The sequence below is a fragment of the Klebsiella sp. GFKo11 genome (assembly GCF_056490265.1).
Genome location: NZ_CM151369.1, coordinates 738,355 through 760,250 on the forward strand (window position 1 = coordinate 738,355; position 21,896 = coordinate 760,250).

Here is a 21,896-nt window from a genome sequence, read left to right on the forward strand (position 1 = left end):
AAAACCCGCTTCGGCGGGTTTTTTGCTTTCTGGCGCTGCTGGAATTGTCCGATGGTTTTGTAGGTCAGGTAAGGCGCCAGCCGCCACCTGACAAGAATGCGGGCACAATGCGCAAGGCAGGCTTGTCATTAACACCACCCCTTTCTCATAAGGTCAGGTATTTTATATTCGCTCAATTAATTATTTAATTTAATGTATTTCTATTAATTATATTTCCTGATCTTTAACTACATCTATACGTACTATTTCTTACATTTCCACATCTGCTTCTGAAAAATAATAAGCCGCCCTTTCTGGCAATTACCCTTCAGGATAAAGCAATGAAATTAATGACCCGTATCGTGTTCACCGCTGTTCTGGCTAGCGGATTCTCTATAGCGGCTCAGGCTGCTGATGTTAAGGCTGCCCCAGCCCCAGCACAGGATCCGATTGTTCAACATTTAAAGCTGACCAACGATCAGGTAACGAAAATTAAGAGTCTGCATCAGCAATTGGAAAAAAATGTTCAGCAGATTTCCCAGAAAGATATTAAAGACGGCGTACTGTTTGATGTGATCGATTCCGGCAAATGGAATGAAAAAGCGGTTAAAGATCAGTTGGCGGCATTTAGCAAAGTAGAACAGCAGGTTCGCTACTATCGTGTGAAATACTATTTTGGTGTGAACCAGGTATTAACGCCAGAGCAGCGCAAGCAGGTGCAAAAAGATTTAGCCCAGGAACTGAGCGAGTAAATCAATCGGCCCCGTTCTGGGGCCGATGTTTTTACGTCAGGCGAGGCTCTCTTCGTCTTGAATCCGTATCTCCGCTTCCGCGACGATAGCTTCCAGTTCACTTAACATCTCTTCATAGCCAAAACTGACTGCGACCATAACTTCCGGTTGCGGCTGTTGCACTAATATCGCTGCTTTTTTTGCTTTCTTCTTGCTCACAGGCAAACTCCCTTACTGCCGTTGTTACACAGGTAAATCTATCAGCAAAGCGCGTAACGGCGTATCGGCGACGAGGGTAATGTTAGCTTCGTCACGAATAAACGCGCCGTCACCGCAGGTCAGGGCCTGTTTTTCTTCTTCTTGCACAAGAGCATGCACCGTCCCGTGAATCGACTGCAGATAGGCGCGTGGGCCGTGAAGCTGGACGCTGAGCTGCTCGCCTTTTGCCAGTTCGATATGGTGAATCCATACCTGCTGGCGCAACTGGAGACTATTTTGGCTTCCGTCCGGCGAGGCCAGCAGCTGTTGCGGCCCGGCGGCGATCGCTATTTTCTGGACTAGTGGATTTTCATGCTGCGGACAAGCATCCAGCCACAGCTGCATTCGCGTCAACGAACCCTCTTTACTCAGGTTGTGCTCGCTATAGCTGACGCCGGGTTGAGTCGAAATCAGCAGTGCCTCTCCCGCTTTCGCCTGGATATGGTTGCCGTCACTGTCGCGGTACTCCGCTTCCCCTTCCAGTATCAGGTTCAGAATATCGACCTTCGGGTAGGTACGCGGCTGGAACGAGGCTCCGGGCGCCAGCACTTCCTGGTTGAGCACGCGCAGAGACGCGTAGCCTAGCAGTTTCGGGTCGAAGTAGTGGCCAAAGGAAAAGGTGTAGCGGGCCTGCAGCCAGCCGAAGTCAGCTTGACCGCATTGTTTGGCTGTTCGGGTAGTAATCATTTTCTTGACCTCTCTTTACACTAAATCAATGGTAAAGGTATGGACGCTGTATTGTTAGCCAGATATTCTGCCCGGTATGTTCAAATTTCCTGAATGAGAGAATGATGGCCAAAGAGAGAGCACTAACGCTGGAAGCGTTGCGCGTTATGGATGCGATTGACCGACGCGGAAGCTTTGCCGCTGCGGCTGATGAACTCGGTCGTGTTCCTTCGGCGCTGAGCTATACCATGCAAAAGCTGGAGGAGGAGCTTGATGTCGTGCTGTTTGACCGCTCAGGACATCGAACAAAATTCACCAACGTTGGGCGAATGCTGCTGGAGCGTGGACGGGTTCTGCTGGAAGCTGCGGATAAGTTGACGACCGATGCTGAAGCCCTGTCGCGCGGTTGGGAAACGCATCTGACTCTTGTCACCGAAGCGCTGGTGCCAACCACCAATTTATTCCCACTGATTGAAAAGCTGGCGACCAAATCTAATACTCAGCTGTCGATCATTACTGAAGTGCTGGCCGGTGCGTGGGAGCGCCTCGAGCAGGGTCGGGCGGATATTGTCGTTGCGCCGGATATGCATTTTCGCTCATCGTCAGAAATTAATTCCCGCAAGCTTTACTCGGTGACAAGCGTCTACGTTGCCGCGCCGGATCATCCGATTCATCAAGAGCCTGAGCCGCTTTCTGAAGTTACGCGCGTGAAGTATCGCGGCGTAGCGGTGGCCGATACCGCTCGCGAACGCCCGGTATTGACGGTGCAGCTGCTCGACAAACAGCCGCGATTAACCGTCAGTACGATTGAAGATAAACGTCAGGCGCTATTGGCAGGACTGGGCGTGGCGACAATGCCTTATCCGCTCGTTGAGCAGGATATTGCCGAAGGTCGTTTACGGGTGGTCAGCCCGGAATACAGTAATGAGGTTGATATCATTATGGCCTGGCGCCGCGATAGCATGGGTGAAGCGAAGTCATGGTGTCTGCGCGAGATCCCGAAGCTGTTTATGAATAGATAGAGCAACGTGCGCCCCTTTTTGGCAAGGGGCGCATTGTTTAGTATGAGGTTGGTTTTGGGTCCGGCCCGAAGCGGTTATTGCCGGGAGTACCGTTCTGGCAATTAAAGATAATGATCACCAGCCAGCCGATAACAGGAATCAGCAGTAATAACAGCCACCATGCTGAACGGTCGGTGTCGTGCAAACGACGAAACTGCACCGCCCACCACGGTAAAAATACCAGTATGGCATAGATAGTTGTCAGGATGCCTTCTCCTCCCGCGCGCTGCCAACCGAGCATCTTATCAATGATGCTGAGTACGCCAGTCAGGATGATGTTGACCAGAATAAACATCCAGTACTCTTTGCGCCGGGCACGGCCGCCAAATCCAAAATAGTTTTGTAATACTTTAAGATACCAATCCATTTCTACGCCTCAATTAACCGTCAATCACTTGTTTTTAAAGCGATCGAAATAAGAATAGACGCGAATGAAATGTTGGTAAATATTTGCCGAGTGAATTATTGGGCGCTGTAAATAGCGCCCAATATCTTAGCGGAAGCGAAGATCGCGGCCGTGCGGCTCGCTGAGATCCTGCTGTGGACCAATGGAGATAATCCCGGTTGGGTTGATCGTTTTATGGCTACGGTAGTAGTGGTTGCGAATATGGGCAAAATCTACCGTTTCGGCAATGCCTGGCATCTGGTAGATATCGCGCAGGAAGCCATAAAGATTGAGATAATCGCTGATGCGGTGTTTATCGCATTTAAAATGGGTCACATACACCGGGTCGAAGCGAACCAGTGTAGTCCACAGGCGAATATCTGCCTCGGTTAACTGGTTACCCGTCAGGAAGCGGTGCTGTCCCAGGATTTGCTCAAGGCGCTCCAGCGAGGTAAATACCGCATCGACCGCTTCGTCGTAGGCTTGCTGGCTGGTGGCGAATCCGGCTTTATAAACGCCGTTGTTAACGTTGTCGTAGATCCAGCCGTTCAGCTCATCAATTTGTTCACGCAGCTCAGGTGGATAGTAATCTCCGGCACGAGCACCGAGCCCATCGAAAGCGGAGTTGAACATGCGGATGATTTCAGCCGACTCGTTACTGACGATGGTGTGCTGTTTTTTATCCCACAACACCGGCACCGTAACGCGCCCGCTGTATTGCGGATCGGCATGCAGGTAAAGCTGATAAAGAAATTCGTGCTGATAGAGGGTATCGCCAGTGGCCGCCGGAAAGCTATCGTCGAACGTCCAGCCGTTCTCGAACATTAAAGGGTTGACCACTGAGACGGAAATAAACGGCTCTAACCCTTTCAGCTTGCGCAGAATTAAGGTGCGATGTGCCCATGGACAGGCAAGAGAAACGTACAGATGATAGCGGTCTTTTTCTGCCGGAAACCCGGGTTCACCACCCGGTCCTGGTGCGCCGTCGGCGGTTAGCCAGTTGCGAAAGGCAGAAACAGAGCGCTTGAACCGCCCTCCGGTGGATTGGGTGTCATACCAGGTATCGTGCCAGACGCCGTCAATTAATTGTCCCATCATTTCCTCCCTCAGATAGCAAAAGCGAGGAGATGTCCCCTCGCTTTTTTTAATCAGTATAGTGCGCTTACCACTTTTTATTCAGCACGCGGTCGATACTGAATGCGCCCGGACCGGTGATACCCAGCAGCAGGAAACCGCCAGCGATGGTCAGGTTTTTCATGAACATCAGCGAGTTCACGCCTTCAGCAAAGTTGCTGTGGAACAGGAACGCGGTCAGTACGGTGAAGCCTGCGGTGAACAGCGCGGTAGTGCGGGTCAGGAAACCGAACAGGATTGCCAGACCGCCGCCAAATTCAAGCAGAATAACCAGCGGCAGCATAAACCCAGGGACGCCCATGGCTTCCATATATTGTTGGGTACCCGCATAACCAGTGATTTTTCCCCAACCTGCGGTGATAAACAGAATTGGCATCAGAATGCGCGCTACCAGTACACCAACATCTTCTAATTTTTTCATTTCTTACTCCATAAAACCCAAAGGGCGGCGATTTTGTTTTTTGGTGCAATCCTGCGTATGGCGCGGGGTTGCTGTCGATGGAGTGAATATTAGCGAGGCTGTGACGTAATTGTTAGCAAGGAAAACTGTAGATCTACTTCAAAGATTCTGAGTAACCATTGATAAAGCGAATGAATAGAAGGGCCGACTGAGCGGTCCGGATAATGGTGTTCGGTGGGGGACGTTAAATAAGAAGAGGCACAGATGTGCCTCAGCGTGTTGATTGCTGACGCAGCAGGCTACGTGCCATGCGCCAGGTGCTCCAGAGACCAAAACTGCGTTTCGTCCAACGGAGTAAAAAGCGCGGGTGGCGGACAGACCACACAGCGATGAGTCCACTGCCGACCATCGCCCATGAACGCAAGTTAAGTAGGGTATGCCAGCCGCGATCTATTGGCGCGGTTGCTTCCAGCCAGTCGCGACGGCTGGCGTTGAGATCCAGCCGTTGCTGTTGGATTAGACGCAGCAGACGTGCTTTTTGCCGTTCACGTTCCTGTTGGTCGCGGCTCATGGCTTATCGTCCTCCAGCAAGGACCTGTCGTTAGCCAGTTCCTGACGCGTAAGGCGCAGAAACGTCGAACGTCGGGCCTTACTAAGCGTCCAGATACCGCCAATAAGCGCCGCCAGCAGCAGGGTTACGGTGGTGGCTATCATCACGTTCAGGCGATATTGCGCATCGACGGCCCAGATAATGAGGACCAACAGGCTCATCAACCCGAATGCAGCAAATAGCAACGTCAGCCCTAGCATCAGAAACAGCTGAAAGAGATTCGCTTTCTCCTCTTCCAGCTCCACGACCACCAGGCGCAGGCGCGTTTCCACCATTTCGACCAGCAGGGTAACTATCCGCTGACCAATGCCGAAAACGCTTTGCCCCGGCCCCTGCGTGTGTTGAGAGTTTGCCATAATCAGCGACGCGTCAGCAGAACACCCAGCACCAATCCGACAGCTGCGCCAATTCCGACGCCAGTCCACGGATTTTCGCGGACGTATTCATCGGCGCGAGCAGCGGTTTCGCGCGTTTGCTTCACAATGGCGTCGCTGGTTTCTCCCAAACGAACGCGGCTCTCTTTCAGCGCGCTTTCGGCTTTGCTACGCAGCTTACCAATCTCTTCTTTCGATTTATCCGTGGAGGAGTTCAGCACTTCTTCCAGGGTATCAGCCAGCGTTTTCAGTTCCGCACGCAGGTCTTCTGCAACGTTATCTTTAGCCATGTTTATCTCCTGTTAAAGTGGTCCATATTGGTCTTACTTAACCGATTAATACTCGCGAGATTGCAGCGTTTTCAGCTCTTGCTGCGCTTCATCAAGTTTATGCTGGCGTTTGCTGATTTTGTCAGCATCGCCTTTCTGTTCGGCTTCGCGCAGATCGTTCTGCCGTTCGGTTATCTCTGCTTGCTGTTTGGCGATTTTTTGCTGGTGTTCAGCTTTGAGCTTACTGTCGCTGCAGTTTGCTCTGACTTCACTAAGCGCACGATTCAAACCATCAATACGGTTCTGATTGTGATGTTTTTCTGCGTAGCTAATCTCCCGCTGGATGTCCTGCTCTTTTTCCTGACAAGGGGAGATGGCAAAGGCGCTGGTGCTAAGTGAAGTCAGTACCAGGATCAAAGCGATGCGGTGTTTCATGGATGCTACCTTCCATTGTGTGAGGGCATATCTAACGACTATACCCGATCCAGTTGATTAACGTGGGTCTGGTCACCCCCGCGAACTTAATCATAGTAAGTAAAACGGAGAATCACCAAACCGGGTGAAAATATTCGGAATTTTCGTTGTTTATCCGAATCTATGCGGGGTATCGCGCAGGCGTGAAATCCAGGCCGTCGGCGAATTATCATCGTCCAGCAAGGCAATAATATAGCCATGCGGCAGAGCGCGGCCCAGCACTTCTTTGGCCGCGATGCCCTGGGCGTTGGAGTCAAACTTGATTAACAGGCCATCATTTTGCGGCGTAATGCTTTTAAAACGGATGCCGTTGGCGTCGAGATGATGCCAGACGGAAAAACCATCCGGCATGCTGATTCCCTGACTGACCGGGCGGATTGCCAGCGTGGATTCCTGCTGTTGCACGGTCAGCCAGAGCCAGAACAGACCGCACAGGAGTAACGAGCCGCCCAGCACCCAGCTTATGTGACGCAGTGAAGGACGTTTAATCACCATCATCAGCTCCGGCTTCTGTGTTTTTTCTTCCACAGGACAACCAGCGAGCCAATCAAACCAAACACCAGCAGCGCGACGGGCAGCAGCATCAGGCAGGACATCAGCTGATCTTCATACTTCAGGAATACCGGCGTTTTCCCCAGCAGATATCCCAGCGAGGTGAGAATCAAAACCCATAGCAGGCCGCTCATCCAGTTAAAGAACTGGAAGCGTGCGCTGCTCAGGCCAGATAGCCCGGCAATGGTTGGCAGCAGCGTGCGGACGAAGGCGATAAAACGGCCTATCAGCAGCGCAGAAAGTCCGTGTTTATGGAACAGATGATGCGCGCGCTGGTGGTAGTGTGAGGGTAGGTGCGAAAGCCAGTTTTGTACGATTCGCGTATTGCCCAACCAGCGACCCTGAATGTAGCTTAGCCAGCAGCCGAGACTTGCCGCAGCGGTGAGAAGCAACAGCGTTTCCGGAAAGCCCATTGCGCCTTTAGCGATAAGCACGCCGACCAGCACGAGCAGGCTGTCGCCCGGTAAAAAGGCGGCAGGTAGCAAACCGTTCTCAAGGAACAAAATCATAAATAAGACGAAATACAGCATGCCAATCATGGACGGATTAGCGAGAGTTTCGTAATCCTGAGCCCACAAGGCATTCAATAATTGGGTTAATAGTTCCATTCACGATTCCTGGTACATCGGTTAACGGCACGTCTGAACGCGGTGTATGCATGGCGACATGGCTTTTTATTGGATTATGGTCGCTGCTGCGCTCTGAACGGATCCCTGTTTAAAAGTGAAGTAAGCAAAAGCTAACTCTCAGAACGACAAAATGCATCTAATTGTAACAAACCAGCTGACTTTACGTCATAGAAATTGCTGTTTGTTGCATATTGATTTTGCTGATTGCGAAGGAGGGAGGCGAGAGTATTTACACAGGCTGACACTATATATGTTTTGCTTACCCTGTGGGGTTTGCGGGCAGCGGCGCAATGGCTGCCCGGGAAGAAGATAATGGCCTATTTTACGCCGTTGGTGGCGGTATCGAGATGAACGACCGGATTATCAGCAAACAGATAGCGGTCCGCATTGAATTCGAAGTCATCGCTGGTTTCGTTAAACAGCATGAGCTTGGTGTTTTCCAGATGCTGCCACATGGCCAGTTTTGCCGCGTGTGGATCCTTGCGGATAAGCGCTTTGAGGATTTGGTCATGATCGTCGCACCAGTTATCGACGGTGCGCAGGTCGATGTGGTCGTGCAGCTTTTTCCAGTACGGGTTATGCACACGCTGGGTCCACATCTTTTCAACGATAGCGGCTAAGGCGGTGTTTTGCGTCGCCAGAGCCACCTGAACGTGAAACTGAAGATCCCACTCGGAGTCGCGGAAGCATTTTTCTTTACGCGCTTTCTCCTGGATTTCCATCAGTTTCATGATGTCTTGCTTGGTCACCTGAGTGGCAGCGAACTCGGCGATATTACTTTCAATGAGCTGACGGGCTTGCAGCAGCTCAAACGGACCGTAGCTGGCGAACTCCAGCGACTCATCAGGAATTTGCTGATGCTTCGGTTGGTTGGAGATAACGTGGATGCCGGAACCTTTGCGTACTTCAACGTAGCCTTCCACTTCCAGCATAATAATGGCTTCGCGAACCACGGTGCGGCTAACGCTTTTTTCATCAGCAATAAACCGCTCTGCGGGCAGTTTATCGCCCACAAGGTAGACACCTTGTTCAATACGCGTCTTCAACTCGGCGGCAAGCTGCTGATACAAACGACGCGGTTCAGTGATTTCCATATTCGCTCCCGGGAGATGGCGACAATATTGGATTTGTTATACCACTTTTACGCGCTTCTCACCACCAGAAGAGACGAAAAAGCCGCCTTTATACCGGCGGCTTTCATGTCCTAATTAACCTGGATGACTCTAGCTTTGCGTTGCCGGTTTACTGGTGTTTAACGGTGTGGGATCGTCATCGGCTGATTTATTTTTCAAGACCGTCCAGATAACCACGGCTCCCAGCAGATCGAATATCGCCAGCACGGCGAACAGCGGGCTGAAGCCGATAGTATCGGCCAGTGCACCGACGACCAGGGCAAACATAGTACTGGCCAGCCATGCGGCCATACCGGTCAGGCCGTTTGCTGTTGCCACTTCGTTACGACCAAATACGTCGGAAGAGAGCGTGATCAGCGCACCGGACAGCGCCTGGTGAGCAAAGCCACCAACGCACAGCAGCGCGATAGCCACGAATGGGCTGGTGAACAGACCGATCATCCCTGGGCCAATCATCAGCAGCGCACCCATGGTGACCACCATTTTACGCGAAACGATCAGGTTAACGCCAAACCAGCGCTGGAACAGCGGCGGCAGGTAACCCCCAATGATGCACCCGAGGTCAGCAAACAGCATCGGCATCCACGCAAACATGGCGATCTCTTTCAGGTTAAAGCCGTAAACTTTAAACATGAACAGCGGGATCCACGCGTTGAAGGTCCCCCATGCAGGTTCTGCAAGGAAGCGCGGCAGGGCGATACCCCAGAACTGACGGTTGCGCAGAATCTGCCACGGGGACATTTTCTTGCCGTTATTGGTCTGATGCTGAGACTCCTGGCCACCAATAATATATTCGCGTTCTTCTTCGGTTAATTTTTTCTGATCACGCGGGTGTTTGTAGAAAACCAGCCAGGCCATTGCCCAGGCAAAGCTCAGGACGCCGGAGATAATAAACGCCATCTGCCAGCTGTGCATTACGATAGCCCATACCACCAGCGGCGGCGCGATCATTGCACCGATAGAAGAGCCAACGTTGAAGTAGCCGACGGCGATTGAACGCTCTTTTGCCGGGAACCATTCAGAGCTGGCCTTCAGACCAGCGGGGATCATCGCGGCTTCAGCGGCACCTACTGCGCCACGCGCCAGCGCCAGGCCGCCCCAGCTTCCCGCCAGCGCCGTGGAGCCGCAGAAGACTGCCCAGGCAACAGCAAAGAAGGCATAGCCGATTTTGGTACCCAAAACGTCCAGCACGTAGCCGGCAACCGGCTGCATGACGGTATAAGCAGCAGAATAGGCCGCGATGATATAGGAATACTGTTGGGTGGAGATGTGTAACTCTTCCATCAGAGTTGGCGCAGCTGCCGCCACAGTGTTACGCGTCAGGTACCCGAGCACGGTGCCTAACGTCACCAGCGCGATCATGTACCAACGTAACCCTTTAATTTTACGCATGTAAACCTCATCGTTTGTTATATATCCGCAGCGGGTGCGGCTATCTTCCAGCCCTGTAACTGCGGCAAAGAAGGTGAAACGGAGGGTTCAGGAGAGGAAACCTCGTATGGCCCGAACCTTGCCATTAACTGTTGTGTCTAATTCGGTGTCCATACCGGTAAATCCGACGTGATAATTCGTCGGTAATGCATTCCGTCGGTTTATATGTTTCGACGGCAGCAAGATAACTTGTCATACAACTTCAAAAGGTGAGTGACATCACAAAAGTGGGAAAGTTTGTGTGGGCATTTATTTCTGTGAGAGGGGCCAGAGCTGGCGCGCCCTGGCGGGCTGTTTACTCCTTTGATGGTAATTTATTTATTGACGTTTATTGATCTAACTCACGAAAAATACTTCGGCCTGTAGAAATTGGTGTGATAACTTTGTCAGCATTATAGTCAATCATCTGATGGGCTCCCCTGGGGCTGAAGAGGACACGAAAATGACACCGTTTATGACCGAAGATTTTCTGCTTGATACCGAGTTTTCCCGCCGCCTGTACCATGATTACGCTAAAGATCAGCCGATTTTCGACTATCACTGCCATTTACCGCCGCAGCAGATCGCCGAAAATTATCGCTTCAAAAATCTGTATGACATCTGGCTGAAAGGCGATCACTACAAATGGCGTGCGATGCGTACCAACGGCGTTGCCGAGCGCCTGTGTACTGGGGATGCTTCCGATCGCGAGAAATTTGACGCCTGGGCGGCCACCGTACCGCATACCATTGGCAACCCGTTATACCACTGGACCCATCTTGAACTACGCCGTCCTTTTGGTATTACAGGTAAGGTTCTTTCCCCAGCTACTGCGGGTGAAATCTGGGATCAGTGCAACGACCTGCTGGCTCAGGATAGTTTCTCCGCTCGCGGCATCATGCAGCAGATGAACGTGAAAATGGTCGGCACCACCGACGACCCAATCGATTCGCTGGAACATCATGCCTCTGTCGCTAAAGACAGTACCTTCTCCGTGAAAGTGCTGCCGAGCTGGCGCCCGGATAAAGCGTTCAACATCGAACAGGCGACCTTCAACGATTACATGGCGAAGCTGGGCGAAGTGTCCGATACCGACATTCGTCGCTTTGCCGACCTGCAGTCCGCGCTGACGAAACGCCTGGATCACTTCGCCGCCCACGGTTGTAAGGTTTCTGACCACGCGCTGGATGTGGTGCTGTTCGCCGAAGCTAACGAAAGCGAACTGGATAGCATCCTGGCGCGTCGTCTGGCAGGTGAAGCTCTCAGCGAGCATGAAGTCGCGCAGTTCAAAACTGCCGTGTTGGTGTTCCTCGGCGCTGAATATGCTCGTCGCGGCTGGGTGCAGCAGTATCACATTGGCGCGCTGCGTAACAACAACCAGCGTCAGTTCAAACTGTTAGGGCCGGACGTTGGTTTCGACTCCATCAATGACCGTCCGATGGCGGAAGAGTTGTCCAAACTGCTCAGCAAACAGAACGAAGAAAACCTGCTGCCGAAAACCATCCTCTACTGCCTGAACCCGCGTGACAACGAAGTGCTGGGCACCATGACAGGCAACTTCCAGGGGGAAGGCATGCCGGGCAAGATGCAGTTCGGTTCCGGCTGGTGGTTCAACGATCAGAAAGACGGCATGGAACGTCAGATGACCCAGCTGGCGCAGCTTGGCCTGCTGAGCCGCTTTGTCGGTATGCTGACCGATAGCCGCAGCTTCCTCTCCTACACCCGTCACGAATACTTCCGTCGCATCCTGTGCCAGATGATTGGCCGTTGGGTTGAGGCTGGCGAAGCGCCGGCGGATATTCAGCTGCTGGGTGAGATGGTGAAAAACATTTGCTTTAACAATGCGCGTGACTACTTCGCCATTGAACTGAACTAAGACCAGAGGTCGGTTGATATGCAATACATTAAAATCCATTCGCAAGATAACGTCGCGGTAGCGTTGGCGGATATGGCGGCAGGCACGGTGGTCACCATTGACGGCGATACGGTCACGTTGGCTCAGGATGTTGCGCGCGGGCATAAGTTTACGCTGCGTAGCATTGCGAAGGGAGACAACGTCGTTAAGTACGGTCTGCCGATAGGACATGCGCTGGCGGATATTGCGCCGGGGGAACATATCCACTCCCACAATACGCGCACTAACTTAAGCGATCTCGACGCGTATAGCTATCAACCGGAACTTATCGAGCCCGTCGCGCAGCCTGCGGATCGCGATATCCAGATTTATCGTCGCGCCAACGGCGATGTTGGCGTGCGTAACGAGCTGTGGATCCTGCCGACCGTTGGCTGCGTCAACGCCATGGCCCGTCAGATGCAGAATCGTTTTCTCAAAGAGACAAATGATGCTGAAGGTATCGACGGCGTTCATCTCTTCAGCCACACCTACGGCTGTTCGCAACTCGGCGACGATCACATTAACACCCGTACCATGCTGCAAAATATGGTGCGTCACCCAAATGCGGGCGCGGTGCTGGTAGTTGGTCTGGGTTGCGAAAACAACCAGGTGGATGCGTTCCGCGAAACCTTAGGTGAGTTCGATCCTGAACGTGTTCACTTTATGATTTGCCAACACCAGGATGACGAAGTGGAAGCGGGGATCGAGCATCTCCATCAGCTTTACGACGTGATGCGTAACGACAAGCGTGAGCCGGGTAAACTGAGCGAGCTGAAGTTTGGTCTCGAATGCGGCGGTTCCGATGGTCTGTCCGGCATCACCGCGAACCCAATGCTGGGCCGTTTCTCGGATTACCTGATTGCCAATGGCGGCACCACCGTGCTGACCGAAGTACCGGAAATGTTCGGTGCCGAACAACTGCTGATGAGCCACTGTCGCGACGAAGAGACCTTCGGCAAGCTGGTGACGATGGTTAACGACTTTAAACAGTACTTTATCGCCCATGATCAGCCGATTTACGAGAACCCATCACCGGGCAACAAAGCGGGCGGCATCACTACGCTGGAAGATAAATCTTTGGGCTGTACGCAAAAAGCGGGCTCCAGCCAGGTGGTTGACGTGCTGCGCTACGGCGAACGCTTGAAAGTTCACGGCCTTAATCTGCTGAGCGCGCCGGGCAACGATGCGGTAGCGACCAGCGCGCTGGCCGGGGCGGGCTGCCATATGGTGCTGTTCAGTACCGGTCGCGGCACGCCATACGGCGGTTTCGTTCCGACGGTGAAAATTGCCACTAACAGTGAACTGGCGGCGAAGAAAAAACACTGGATCGACTTCGATGCCGGTCAGCTGATTCACGGTAAAGCGATGCCGCAGCTGCTGGATGAGTTCGTGGATACCATTGTGGACTTTGCTAACGGTAAGCAGACCTGTAACGAACGCAATGATTTCCGCGAACTGGCGATATTCAAAAGCGGTGTCACTCTCTAATGACTCGTTATCTTTCACGCCGTGATTGCGGTGTGAAATCTTTTGAGTAATAAAAGGGCGGTATTCCGGAAGCGGCGTTTCAGAGTATGATGCGCCGTTTTGTTTTATAAGGACTTCCCATGACCACGTATTGGCTTGCCCAGGGCGTTGGTGTCATCGCCTTTCTGATCGGTATTACGACCTTTTTCAACCGGGATGAGCGCCGCTTTAAGCTGCAGCTTGCCGTCTATAGCGCCACCATTGGCGTACATTTCTTTTTGATGGGCGCGTATCCGGCGGGCATGAGCGCCGAGCTCAATACCGTCCGAACCCTTATCTCTATGCGCACCCGTAAGCTGTGGGTGATGACCGTGTTTATTGTGCTCACTCTGGTATTGGGGCTGGCAAAGCTGCAACACGCGATGGAGCTGCTGCCGATTGTTGGCACGCTCGCCAGCACCTGGGCGCTCTTTCGCTGTACCGGCTTAACCGTTCGCTGCGTGATGTGGTGTGCGACCGCTTGCTGGGTTATCCATAACTTCTGGCTGGGCTCGATTGGCGGCACGCTGATTGAAGGCAGTTTTCTGGTCATGAACGGTCTGAACATCGTTCGCTTCCGGCGGATGCAAAAACGCGGTATTGACCCGTTTAGAGTGGAAAAGGTAGTGCAGGAAGAGAGCCCCTCCGCGCGTTAGCGGAGGGGAAGGGGATTAACTACGCAGAGCGTTTTTCGCTATCTGCTCGTCTTCGGCGATACAGGCAGCGGCGGTAAACAGAACGTCGGTTGAGGAGTTCAGCGCAGTTTCGCAAGAGTCCTGCAACACGCCGATGATAAAGCCGACGGCCACGACCTGCATGGCGACATCGTTCGGGATACCGAACATATTACAGGCCAGCGGAATTAACAGCAGCGAACCACCCGCCACGCCGGATGCGCCGCAAGCGCACAGTGAGGCCACAACGCTAAGCAGCAGCGCAGTCGGCAGATCGACCGGCACGCCCAGCGTATGCACTGCGGCGAGGGTTAATACGGTGATGGTAATCGCCGCCCCGGCCATATTGATGGTCGCGCCCAGTGGAATAGAAACCGAGTAGGTATCGCGGTCCAGATTCAGCTTTTCACTCAGCGCCATATTCACTGGAATATTCGCAGCGGAGCTACGGGTGAAGAAGGCGTAAACGCCGCTCTCGCGCAAGCAGAGCAGAACCAACGGATACGGGTTACGGCGAATTTTCCAGAATACCAGAATCGGGTTAATCACCAGCGCTACCAGCAGCATACAGCCTACCAGTACCAGCAGCAGTTGAGCGTAGCCCCACAGGGTTTCAAAACCGGTGGTTGCCAGCGTTGAGGCCACCAGACCGAAGATACCCAGCGGTGCGAAACGAATCACTACCTTCACGATAAAAGTTACCGCGTGGGACATGTCGTTAATCAGATTTTTGGTGGTCTCGTTACCGTGGCGCAGCGCAAATCCCAGACCGACAGCCCATACCAGAATCCCGATATAGTTAGCGTTCAGCAGAGCGTCAATCGGGTTAGAAACCATGCTCATCAGCAGCCCGCGCAGAACTTCAACGATACCTGACGGCGGAGTGATACTGTCTGCCGCTGCGTTCAGATGCAGCGTTGAAGGAAAGACAAAGCTAAACAGCACCGCGGTTAACGCGGCGGCAAAGGTTCCCAGCAGGTAGAGGAACAGAATCGGGCGGATACTGGTTTTTTGCCCCTGTTGATGGTTGGCGATGGAGGCCATCACCAGCATCAGTACCAGCACCGGCGCGACGGCTTTTAGCGCGCCGACGAACAGTGTGCCAAGGAGCCCTACTGCCTCTGCTGCAGGCTTTGAAACCGTCGCCAGCAGTACGCCGAGCACCAGTCCGATTAAAATTTGTTTGACCAGACTGCCCTGAGCCAGTCGCCGTAGCAGAGTCGATCGGGGTGATTGAGTTGCCATGATTCATTCCTTCCTGTGATGTTGCTGTCCGTCCCGGCTACGCATTATTTGTAACGTTTATATCCGGATGTAAATAAATGTTTGCCTGGTTGAGTATACGGAAAGAACGCTATTGGGGAAGGGTAAAATTCTGTCTCTGGCTCTGAGAATTCATTTTTTAACTATATATTAAAGATTTTGTGACATGAGTAAGAATAATACGCGGCGAAAGTTGCAGACCGGGTGAAAGAGGTCTTCACCCGGTTTTTGATGGCTTATTGCAGCTGTTTTTTCTTATCGTGCTGCTTATTGACCCAGGCATTGATGATCAGCGTCAATACCAGAATGCCACCCACCACGCCAAGCGAGATACCGATTGGAATGTGGAAGAAATCGACAATCAGCATCTTGATACCGATAAACACCAGGATCACCGACAGGCCATATTTCAGCATCGAGAAGCGCTCTGCGACGCCCGCCAACAGGAAGTACATCGCACGCAGGCCGAGAATCGCGAACAGGTTTGAGGTCAGCACGATAAACGGATCGGTGGTGACGGCGAAGATGGCCGGAATACTGTCAACGGCAAATATAACGTCGCTCAGCTCGACCAGGATCAGCACCAGCAGCAGCGGCGTAGCGTATAGCACGCCGTTTTTGCGCAGAAAGAAATGTTCGCCGTCAATCTTATCGGTCATGCGCAGATGACTGCGTATCCAGCGCACCAGCGGCTTATCGCCGATACCGGAATCATCCTCTTTCGCCAGCGCCATTTTCACACCAGTAAACAGCAGGAATGCGCCGAAGACGTACAACAGCCACTCGAACTGGGAGATCAGCCAGCTACCGGCAAAGATCATGATCGTACGCAGCACGATCGCGCCAAGTACGCCATAGACCAACACCCGACGCTGAAGCGCAGGCGGAACGGCGAAGTAGCTAAACAGCATCAGCCAGACGAAAACGTTATCCACGGCCAGCGCTTTTTCGATCAGATAACCGGTTAGGAACGCCAGCGCTTGCGGGTCGGCCACGGCGCGACCTTCGGTCTGCACCAGATACCACCAGAAAGCGGCGTTAAACAGAAGTGAGAGGGTAACCCAGAGGATTGACCAGCCAGCGGCTTGCTTCATGGTCATGCTATGTGCACCACGCCGTCCTTGCAGCAATAGGTCGATAGCCAACATGATGACCACGACCACTGCGAATCCGCCCCATAACAACGGTGTGCCGACAGTATTCATTACGATATTCCTTACATAAAAACAAAACGGCTGACGTCGGAAGACGGCAGCCGCTGCGCTTTTATGCATAGACCTCGCCTTCCGGCAAGGTCTCACTTACAACAAGAATCGAATCTTGTTGCCCGGCGACCGGATGCGGTTTTTCACGCATCGTAATGACGATCGGCCGGCAAGGAAGTTACTCCCCTTTGCGCGTAACAAAGTATTACAAGTTATAAATGGCGTCAATGGAGTCCGACGGACCATTTACACTCCTTTACGCCACGGGTTGGGAATCCGCCGGGAAGACCACGCCGGTCTGGCGACGAATCTCGCTCAGCAGCTTCGCCGTGATGCGGCTCACTTCCAGACCCGGATGAGCAACCTCGTTGGCTTCCACCAGGCGAGCGAACTCTTCCGCTTCATACAGCATAGTATTGATGTGCTGTGGCTGCGTCAGATCCTGGGGCTTGCCGCCGCGCGGTATAAAACAGACTTTCTGGCATTCCGAAATTTTCTCGATAACCAGCGCGCCTGCTTCACCCTGAATTTCGCTCGGGATTGCGGAATCGCTCACTTTGGAGTGATGCAGAGTGACATCAAAATCACCGTAGCTTAAAACTACCGTGCCCTGGCCATCAACGCCGCTGTCCAGCAGGCTGGCGCTGGCGTGCACCGCGCGCGGCTCGCCCCACAGCGCGACCGCTGAGGCCAGACAGTAAAAGCCGATATCCATAATCGAGCCGTTAGAGAAGGCCGGGTTAAAGGTATTGGGGTTCTCGCCGTCGAGATAACGCTGATAGCGAGAAGAGTACTGGCAGTAGTTAATAAAGGCTTTGCGCAGCTTGCCGATCTTGTCGAACGACTGCTTCAGCAGCAAGAAGTTTGGCAGGCTGGCGGTTTTGAACGCTTCGAACAGCACCACGTTATTTTCCCGCGCGACCTTAATAGCGGCTTCCACTTCTTGCAGATTCGAGGCCAACGGTTTTTCGCAAATCACATGCTTTTTATGGCTCAGAAACAGGCGGGTTTGCGGAAAATGCAGCGAGTTAGGGCTGGCGATATAAACCGCGTCCACATCAGCGCATTGCGCCAGTTCTTCCAGTGAGGTGAAGAGGTGTTCGACGGGATAATCGCTGGCGAAGGCCTGGGCTTGTTCAAGGCTACGGGAGTAGATGGCGGTAAGCTTATATTTGCCGGTTTCATGGGCGGCATCGACAAACTGCTTGGTTATCCAGTTTGTGCCAACAACTGCGAAACGTATCATAAACGTTGACGAACTCCGTAAAAAGGGACCTTTCGTCACTCTAACACGCCATCATGACAAAACCAGTGCGCTATGGCGCAGAAGCAGGAAGAGTCGTGTATTGTCTAATGTACATACAAGTCGTACAATTGAATTGTACGCTTCAAACCAGGAGGAAATCATGCGTTCTTATAGTACATCGGAGGCCAGACAGAACATTGCGGCCGTCATGGATGCCGCCGCCAGTGGAGAGCCAGTTGAAATTACGCGGCGTGATGGAACATCTAACGTTTTGATCAGTAAGGCAGAATATGAGGCGTTTATGAATGCCAAATTAGATGCTGAATTTGATTTTATTATGCAGCGACATGGTCGCACGGTTAAAGCGTTGACCGATCGATGAAGTGGGTGAGCGCAAGCGAAGTCATTGCCTTTCATGATCGGATTTTACTCCATCTACCTGGTGTTAAAGGCATGCCCGATCCTGGCCGGGCAGAAGCCATTATTTATCGCGTGCAGAACCGTTTTCACTATGAAGGGGTGAGAGACGTTTTTGCACTGGCTGCGACTTATTGGGTAGCCATAGCGCGTGGGCATATTTTTAATGATGGCAATAAGAGGACCGCATTTTTTATCACCATGGCATTCCTTGCCCGCAATGGATATCTTATTGCTGATGAGGGTACCCGCCTGGAAGAGCTGACGGTCCAGGCGGCGACAGGGGAATCTACGGTTGATGTGCTGGCCAATGCGCTACGACAGTTATCGCTCTAACGAAAGCTGCGTCAGCCACAGGCGGGTATCAAACTCCAGCTGATGGTACCGCGGCTCCATATGGCAGCACAGCTGATAGAACGCTTTGTTGTGGTCTTTTTCCTTCAGGTGCGCCAGTTCGTGTACCACGATCATCCGTAGAAAATCCTCCGGCGCATCGCGAAAAACGGTGGCGACGCGAATTTCGGCCTTCGCCTTCAGCTTGCCGCCCTGTACGCGTGAGATAGCGGTATGCAGGCCGAGCGCGTTGTTCAGTACGTGGATTTTGTTGTCGTACATCACCTTATTAATAGGGGCCGCGCCGCGCAGATAGCGAGACTTCAGATCCTGGGTGTATTGGTACAGCGCTTTATCGTTGTTGATATCATGGCCCTGCGGATAGCGCTTTTTCAGCACCTCGCCGAGGCGATTCTGTTCGATTAAGGTGGTGACCTGCGCCAGCAGGGATTCAGGGTAACCCTGGAGATAAGTTAATGTGCTCATGGGGCCTGTTTGCGTAATTAAGCGACAACTGGCGCGAATTCTAGCACCCCGCGCGGGCAGGATGCCAGAAGGTCCGGTTTACTCAATTATCGCGTCTTCAACCGCCCGATAGCCGAAGAAATCAAACAGCGCCTCTTTGCGATGCAGCATGCTATCCACACAGGCCAGGCCGACAAATGCGCCGGTAAACTCGCCGTAACGGCTATATTCATCGGAAAAACGCGATGTGTCGTAGATCGCGCCGATTTTTTGATATTTTTCGCCATCGACAGACCATGAGCACTGGATCTCCCGGCCGTTAATGGCCATCGCCAGATAGATTTCTCCTTCCGCGAGGCGAATTTTCTGCGGGTCGTCATGACGTTCGCCGTTATCCATATAAATAATGGCCAGTTGTGCAGAGCCAGAGGCTTGATCCCAGGTTTTATGCAGGAACAGATAGTTCATGTTGTCGTAATAGAGCACCAGACCCGCGCTGTGCTGATAAATCTCGGGGCTGAAATCCATTTTCGTGATGATGTTTGCGTATACCGAGGTGAGTTTTTTCGCCAGCAGGCTGACCTTATTCAGCGAGCTCAGCGACTCCTGCCCGCGCACGGCAAGGTAGCCCGCTTTACGGCTCAGGCTGGTAAAACGCTGGAAGCGAATCCTCGGGGCATAAAACGCGTTATCCAGCGTTTGCCCATCAAAATTATCAATATCAGCTTTGGCCGGAAATGGGTGTGCAGGCAGATTGGATTCTTCCACCTGGTGCTCGGCGAGATTCCCCCCGGATGCCATTCTCAGCCAGCCTTCGTCGGTCCATTCCATCTTTTGAATCGCCGTTTCCCGACCTAGCGGGCAGCGTAATTCCTGGCGGAACGGGCGACTGCACAGATGGGTTAACCAGACTTCGCCCGTGGGGGTTTCGACATAGCTGCCGTGCCCGGCCTTTTGCAGATAGGTTTCCGGATTGAAGTAGTGCGGCTTCAAATGCCCTGAGTCTTTACGCTCGTTAAAATTCTGCGGCCAGGAGGTGACGATTGGGTTCATCGGATCGCCTTCATAGGGGCCGGTGACTTCCGTTGCGCGGGCCATGGTGACCGCATGCCCGTATCCGGTACCGCCTTCGGCAACCATCAGGTAGTAATAGTCGCCGCGCCGGGTCAGATGGGGTGCTTCAATACAGCCGCGGTTGGTACCGCCATGCCAGATTCGCTGCGGGTAGCCGATGATACTTTGTGTTTGTGGCGAGTACTCCACCAGGCAAATGGCCCCCGGTTTTTCGTAGCCTTCACGGGTTTCCCACTCCAGAGAGACGATCCATTTTTTACCGTCGTTGTCGTGAAGGATTGAGGCATCGAACCCGGCGGAGTGGAGATATATTGGCTCGCTCCACGGGCCGGTTATTTCACTGGCGGTGATAAGATAATTATCCACGTCGAAATAGCGTGAGCTCATGGAGTTCATCACGCCATAAATAACGTAAAACAGTTGCTCTTCTTCGCACCAGGTCAGACTTGGTGCCCAAATTCCTTTGGCTGAGGGCAGTTTTTTTAAATCTGGGTTGTTATCGTCGGTAAGAACGTGAGTGAGTAATTGCCAATGTTTAAGATCCCTGGAGTGATAAACCGGTAAGCCGGGAAACCATTCAAATGATGATACCGCCACATAATAATCATCGCCGCGCCGACATATACTGGGGTCAGGATTAAAACCTTTAAAAACAGGATTCTGAATCATCGTATTTACCCTTGATGCAAAAAATATAACGATGATTGTAAATAGTCGATCGGTCGGGGGATATATAGACTGTTTTTATTTATATAATAAACGTCCACTCACCCCGTGATATCGCTCACAAAAAGCGATTTATTTATCTGCGCGGCTCCCTACCGCATCGGTGCTTCTGACCTTGTGGCGAAAGGCCAGCGGAGTATCGTTCATCATCTCTTTGAACTTTAGGCAAAAGTAGGCGCTGTCGGTGAAACCGGCGCTTTGCGAGATGTCGCTGATCTTCAGGTCGGTATTGGTCAGGAGATTGATGGCAATATTGAGTTTGCGCAGCAGCATGAATTTTTTGAAGCTGATTCCAAAGGCCGATTTAAAGGTCTTTGAAAACCAGGATTTTGACCACTGGCAGCGGCGAGCGGCCTCTTCGGTGGTCATCTCAAAATTCTCGCTGGCATCGATGGACTGTAGCAGTTCGATAAGTTCGCTGAGGTAGCGATGGCTGGTGCGTTCGGTAATCTGGACCGAGTCTTTCAGGCTATTAAACGCGTGGAGCAGTACGCTTTGCATAAGCGATCGGAATAGCGAATCGGAGAAGTCGCTGAACTCCCCGCACCAGCTTAGCAGCAGCTCCAGGCGTTCGGCCTCTTCACCAGAAAGATACACCACCGCGCCGCAGTGGGCGGCGGGCAATGACAGGTCGTATCCCTCCAGCCACTCTTTCTCAAATTGCATAAGATAGCGCTTGTGGCTGGCGGCGGGCGGGAGCGTCATTTCATGGATCAGTAAGGCGGGAACGAATACCAGGGTATTGTTTTTAATGGTGAATTTTTCGTCACCGATCGAATAACTTCCCCCTGATTCCCGGAACCACATCAGCTCATCCATCATATGATAATGAGGGACTACGTTTATCCCATTGAAATCATTTATGTTATCTACACGCAGCGTAAACAGCTCGCCGGTGCCCACGGGGATCTTTTCGAAAACGGGAGATTCATCACTCATCGAGTACACTCTTCTTATATTTCACAGGATGATTTATACATAATCAGCAGGCCCTTCGCAATAACGTACAGAGGACAAATCTTAACGTT

Annotated in this window: 26 protein-coding genes; 7 read left to right on the top strand and 19 right to left on the bottom strand. The window is 52.5% G+C overall.

The window, feature by feature from the left end:
- The first annotated feature begins 320 nt into the window (after window positions 1-320).
- A complete protein-coding gene (locus AC07P6_RS03560; RefSeq protein ID WP_434661382.1) occupies window positions 321-731 on the top strand; it encodes a Spy/CpxP family protein refolding chaperone in 411 nt (136 codons plus the stop codon).
- Between the two features lie 36 nt (window positions 732-767).
- On the opposite strand, the gene AC07P6_RS03565 is transcribed toward AC07P6_RS03560, so the two are convergent.
- Both AC07P6_RS03565 and AC07P6_RS03570 read right to left on the bottom strand, forming a co-directional pair.
- Window positions 768-929: a hypothetical protein gene (locus tag AC07P6_RS03565; protein WP_182235027.1), complete on the bottom strand. Its 162-nt coding sequence runs from the start codon at window positions 927-929 to the stop codon at window positions 768-770.
- A gap of 24 nt (window positions 930-953) precedes the next feature.
- On the bottom strand, window positions 954-1,655 hold the full coding sequence (locus AC07P6_RS03570) for a pirin family protein (RefSeq protein ID WP_182235026.1): 702 nt from the start codon (window positions 1,653-1,655) through the stop codon (window positions 954-956).
- Window positions 1,656-1,759: 104 nt separating this feature from the next.
- On the opposite strand from AC07P6_RS03570, the gene AC07P6_RS03575 reads away from it, so the two are divergent.
- Window positions 1,760-2,656 carry a LysR family transcriptional regulator gene (locus AC07P6_RS03575; protein ID WP_110272932.1) on the top strand — a complete coding sequence of 299 codons (897 nt, stop codon included), beginning with the start codon at window positions 1,760-1,762 and terminating at the stop codon, window positions 2,654-2,656.
- Window positions 2,657-2,693: 37 nt separating this feature from the next.
- Here AC07P6_RS03575 and AC07P6_RS03580 read toward each other — a convergent pair whose 3' ends face one another.
- The 11 genes from AC07P6_RS03580 to AC07P6_RS03630 form a co-directional block, all read right to left on the bottom strand.
- Window positions 2,694-3,062 (bottom strand): DUF805 domain-containing protein, encoded by a 369-nt coding sequence (locus tag AC07P6_RS03580; protein WP_304253722.1) that lies wholly within the window; start codon window positions 3,060-3,062, stop codon window positions 2,694-2,696.
- A gap of 126 nt (window positions 3,063-3,188) precedes the next feature.
- On the bottom strand, window positions 3,189-4,175 hold the full coding sequence (locus tag AC07P6_RS03585) for a glutathione S-transferase family protein (protein ID WP_182240549.1): 987 nt from the start codon (window positions 4,173-4,175) through the stop codon (window positions 3,189-3,191).
- Window positions 4,176-4,242: 67 nt separating this feature from the next.
- Window positions 4,243-4,635, bottom strand: coding sequence for a DoxX family protein (locus tag AC07P6_RS03590; protein WP_110272936.1), 393 nt, complete (start codon window positions 4,633-4,635; stop codon window positions 4,243-4,245).
- 250 nt (window positions 4,636-4,885) lie between these two features.
- Window positions 4,886-5,185 carry a YqjK-like family protein gene (locus AC07P6_RS03595; protein ID WP_112213621.1) on the bottom strand — a complete coding sequence of 100 codons (300 nt, stop codon included), beginning with the start codon at window positions 5,183-5,185 and terminating at the stop codon, window positions 4,886-4,888.
- Complete coding sequence (locus tag AC07P6_RS03600) at window positions 5,182-5,580, bottom strand: phage holin family protein (protein ID WP_112213622.1); 399 nt, start codon at window positions 5,578-5,580, stop codon at window positions 5,182-5,184. Before AC07P6_RS03600 ends, AC07P6_RS03595 begins: the two co-directional genes overlap by 4 nt.
- A gap of 2 nt (window positions 5,581-5,582) precedes the next feature.
- Complete coding sequence (locus AC07P6_RS03605; protein WP_004125506.1) at window positions 5,583-5,888, bottom strand: ElaB/YgaM/YqjD family protein; 306 nt, start codon at window positions 5,886-5,888, stop codon at window positions 5,583-5,585.
- Window positions 5,889-5,933: 45 nt separating this feature from the next.
- A complete protein-coding gene (locus AC07P6_RS03610; RefSeq protein ID WP_478315658.1) occupies window positions 5,934-6,302 on the bottom strand; it encodes a DUF1090 domain-containing protein in 369 nt (122 codons plus the stop codon).
- 150 nt (window positions 6,303-6,452) lie between these two features.
- The gene (mzrA, locus tag AC07P6_RS03615; RefSeq protein ID WP_181421753.1) at window positions 6,453-6,830 is read right to left on the bottom strand and encodes an EnvZ/OmpR regulon moderator MzrA; all 378 of its coding nucleotides are present in this window, start codon (window positions 6,828-6,830) and stop codon (window positions 6,453-6,455) included.
- An 8-nt stretch (window positions 6,831-6,838) separates the two neighbouring features.
- On the bottom strand, window positions 6,839-7,501 hold the full coding sequence (gene yqjA, locus AC07P6_RS03620) for a DedA family general envelope maintenance protein YqjA (protein ID WP_110272940.1): 663 nt from the start codon (window positions 7,499-7,501) through the stop codon (window positions 6,839-6,841).
- 338 nt (window positions 7,502-7,839) lie between these two features.
- On the bottom strand, window positions 7,840-8,616 hold the full coding sequence (gene exuR / locus AC07P6_RS03625) for a transcriptional regulator ExuR (RefSeq protein WP_304253720.1): 777 nt from the start codon (window positions 8,614-8,616) through the stop codon (window positions 7,840-7,842).
- A 129-nt stretch (window positions 8,617-8,745) separates the two neighbouring features.
- Complete coding sequence (locus tag AC07P6_RS03630) at window positions 8,746-10,047, bottom strand: MFS transporter (RefSeq protein ID WP_110272942.1); 1,302 nt, start codon at window positions 10,045-10,047, stop codon at window positions 8,746-8,748.
- A gap of 481 nt (window positions 10,048-10,528) precedes the next feature.
- Between AC07P6_RS03630 and uxaC the strand changes: the two genes are divergently transcribed.
- From uxaC to AC07P6_RS03645, 3 genes are all read left to right on the top strand, one after another.
- Window positions 10,529-11,941, top strand: a complete 1,413-nt coding sequence (uxaC, locus tag AC07P6_RS03635; protein WP_182235022.1) for a glucuronate isomerase — start codon at window positions 10,529-10,531, stop codon at window positions 11,939-11,941.
- Window positions 11,942-11,959: 18 nt separating this feature from the next.
- Entirely contained in the window at window positions 11,960-13,447 is a 1,488-nt protein-coding gene (locus AC07P6_RS03640; protein WP_182235021.1) for a UxaA family hydrolase, read from the top strand.
- Between the two features lie 119 nt (window positions 13,448-13,566).
- Window positions 13,567-14,121, top strand: coding sequence for a YgjV family protein (locus tag AC07P6_RS03645; protein ID WP_478315659.1), 555 nt, complete (start codon window positions 13,567-13,569; stop codon window positions 14,119-14,121).
- 15 nt (window positions 14,122-14,136) lie between these two features.
- On the opposite strand, the gene sstT is transcribed toward AC07P6_RS03645, so the two are convergent.
- From sstT to AC07P6_RS03660, 3 genes are all read right to left on the bottom strand, one after another.
- Window positions 14,137-15,384 carry a serine/threonine transporter SstT gene (sstT, locus tag AC07P6_RS03650; protein ID WP_478315660.1) on the bottom strand — a complete coding sequence of 416 codons (1,248 nt, stop codon included), beginning with the start codon at window positions 15,382-15,384 and terminating at the stop codon, window positions 14,137-14,139.
- A gap of 254 nt (window positions 15,385-15,638) precedes the next feature.
- The gene (locus AC07P6_RS03655; protein WP_434661387.1) at window positions 15,639-16,607 is read right to left on the bottom strand and encodes a TerC family protein; all 969 of its coding nucleotides are present in this window, start codon (window positions 16,605-16,607) and stop codon (window positions 15,639-15,641) included.
- Between the two features lie 256 nt (window positions 16,608-16,863).
- Complete coding sequence (locus tag AC07P6_RS03660; RefSeq protein ID WP_181484775.1) at window positions 16,864-17,853, bottom strand: Gfo/Idh/MocA family protein; 990 nt, start codon at window positions 17,851-17,853, stop codon at window positions 16,864-16,866.
- Window positions 17,854-18,013: 160 nt separating this feature from the next.
- Between AC07P6_RS03660 and AC07P6_RS03665 the strand changes: the two genes are divergently transcribed.
- Entirely contained in the window at window positions 18,014-18,235 is a 222-nt protein-coding gene (locus AC07P6_RS03665; RefSeq protein ID WP_478315661.1) for a type II toxin-antitoxin system Phd/YefM family antitoxin, read from the top strand.
- Complete coding sequence (locus tag AC07P6_RS03670) at window positions 18,232-18,606, top strand: type II toxin-antitoxin system death-on-curing family toxin (RefSeq protein ID WP_478315662.1); 375 nt, start codon at window positions 18,232-18,234, stop codon at window positions 18,604-18,606. Before AC07P6_RS03665 ends, AC07P6_RS03670 begins: the two co-directional genes overlap by 4 nt.
- Here the strand turns inward: AC07P6_RS03670 and AC07P6_RS03675 are convergent.
- The 3 genes from AC07P6_RS03675 to AC07P6_RS03685 form a co-directional block, all read right to left on the bottom strand.
- Window positions 18,595-19,089, bottom strand: coding sequence for a M48 metallopeptidase family protein (locus AC07P6_RS03675; RefSeq protein WP_478315663.1), 495 nt, complete (start codon window positions 19,087-19,089; stop codon window positions 18,595-18,597). The genes AC07P6_RS03670 and AC07P6_RS03675 overlap by 12 nt on opposite strands.
- Window positions 19,090-19,167: 78 nt before the next feature.
- Window positions 19,168-20,811 (bottom strand): glycoside hydrolase family 43 protein, encoded by a 1,644-nt coding sequence (locus tag AC07P6_RS03680; RefSeq protein ID WP_478315664.1) that lies wholly within the window; start codon window positions 20,809-20,811, stop codon window positions 19,168-19,170.
- Window positions 20,812-20,940: 129 nt separating this feature from the next.
- Window positions 20,941-21,807 carry a helix-turn-helix domain-containing protein gene (locus AC07P6_RS03685; protein ID WP_434661389.1) on the bottom strand — a complete coding sequence of 289 codons (867 nt, stop codon included), beginning with the start codon at window positions 21,805-21,807 and terminating at the stop codon, window positions 20,941-20,943.
- Between the last annotated feature and the right edge of the window lie 89 nt (window positions 21,808-21,896).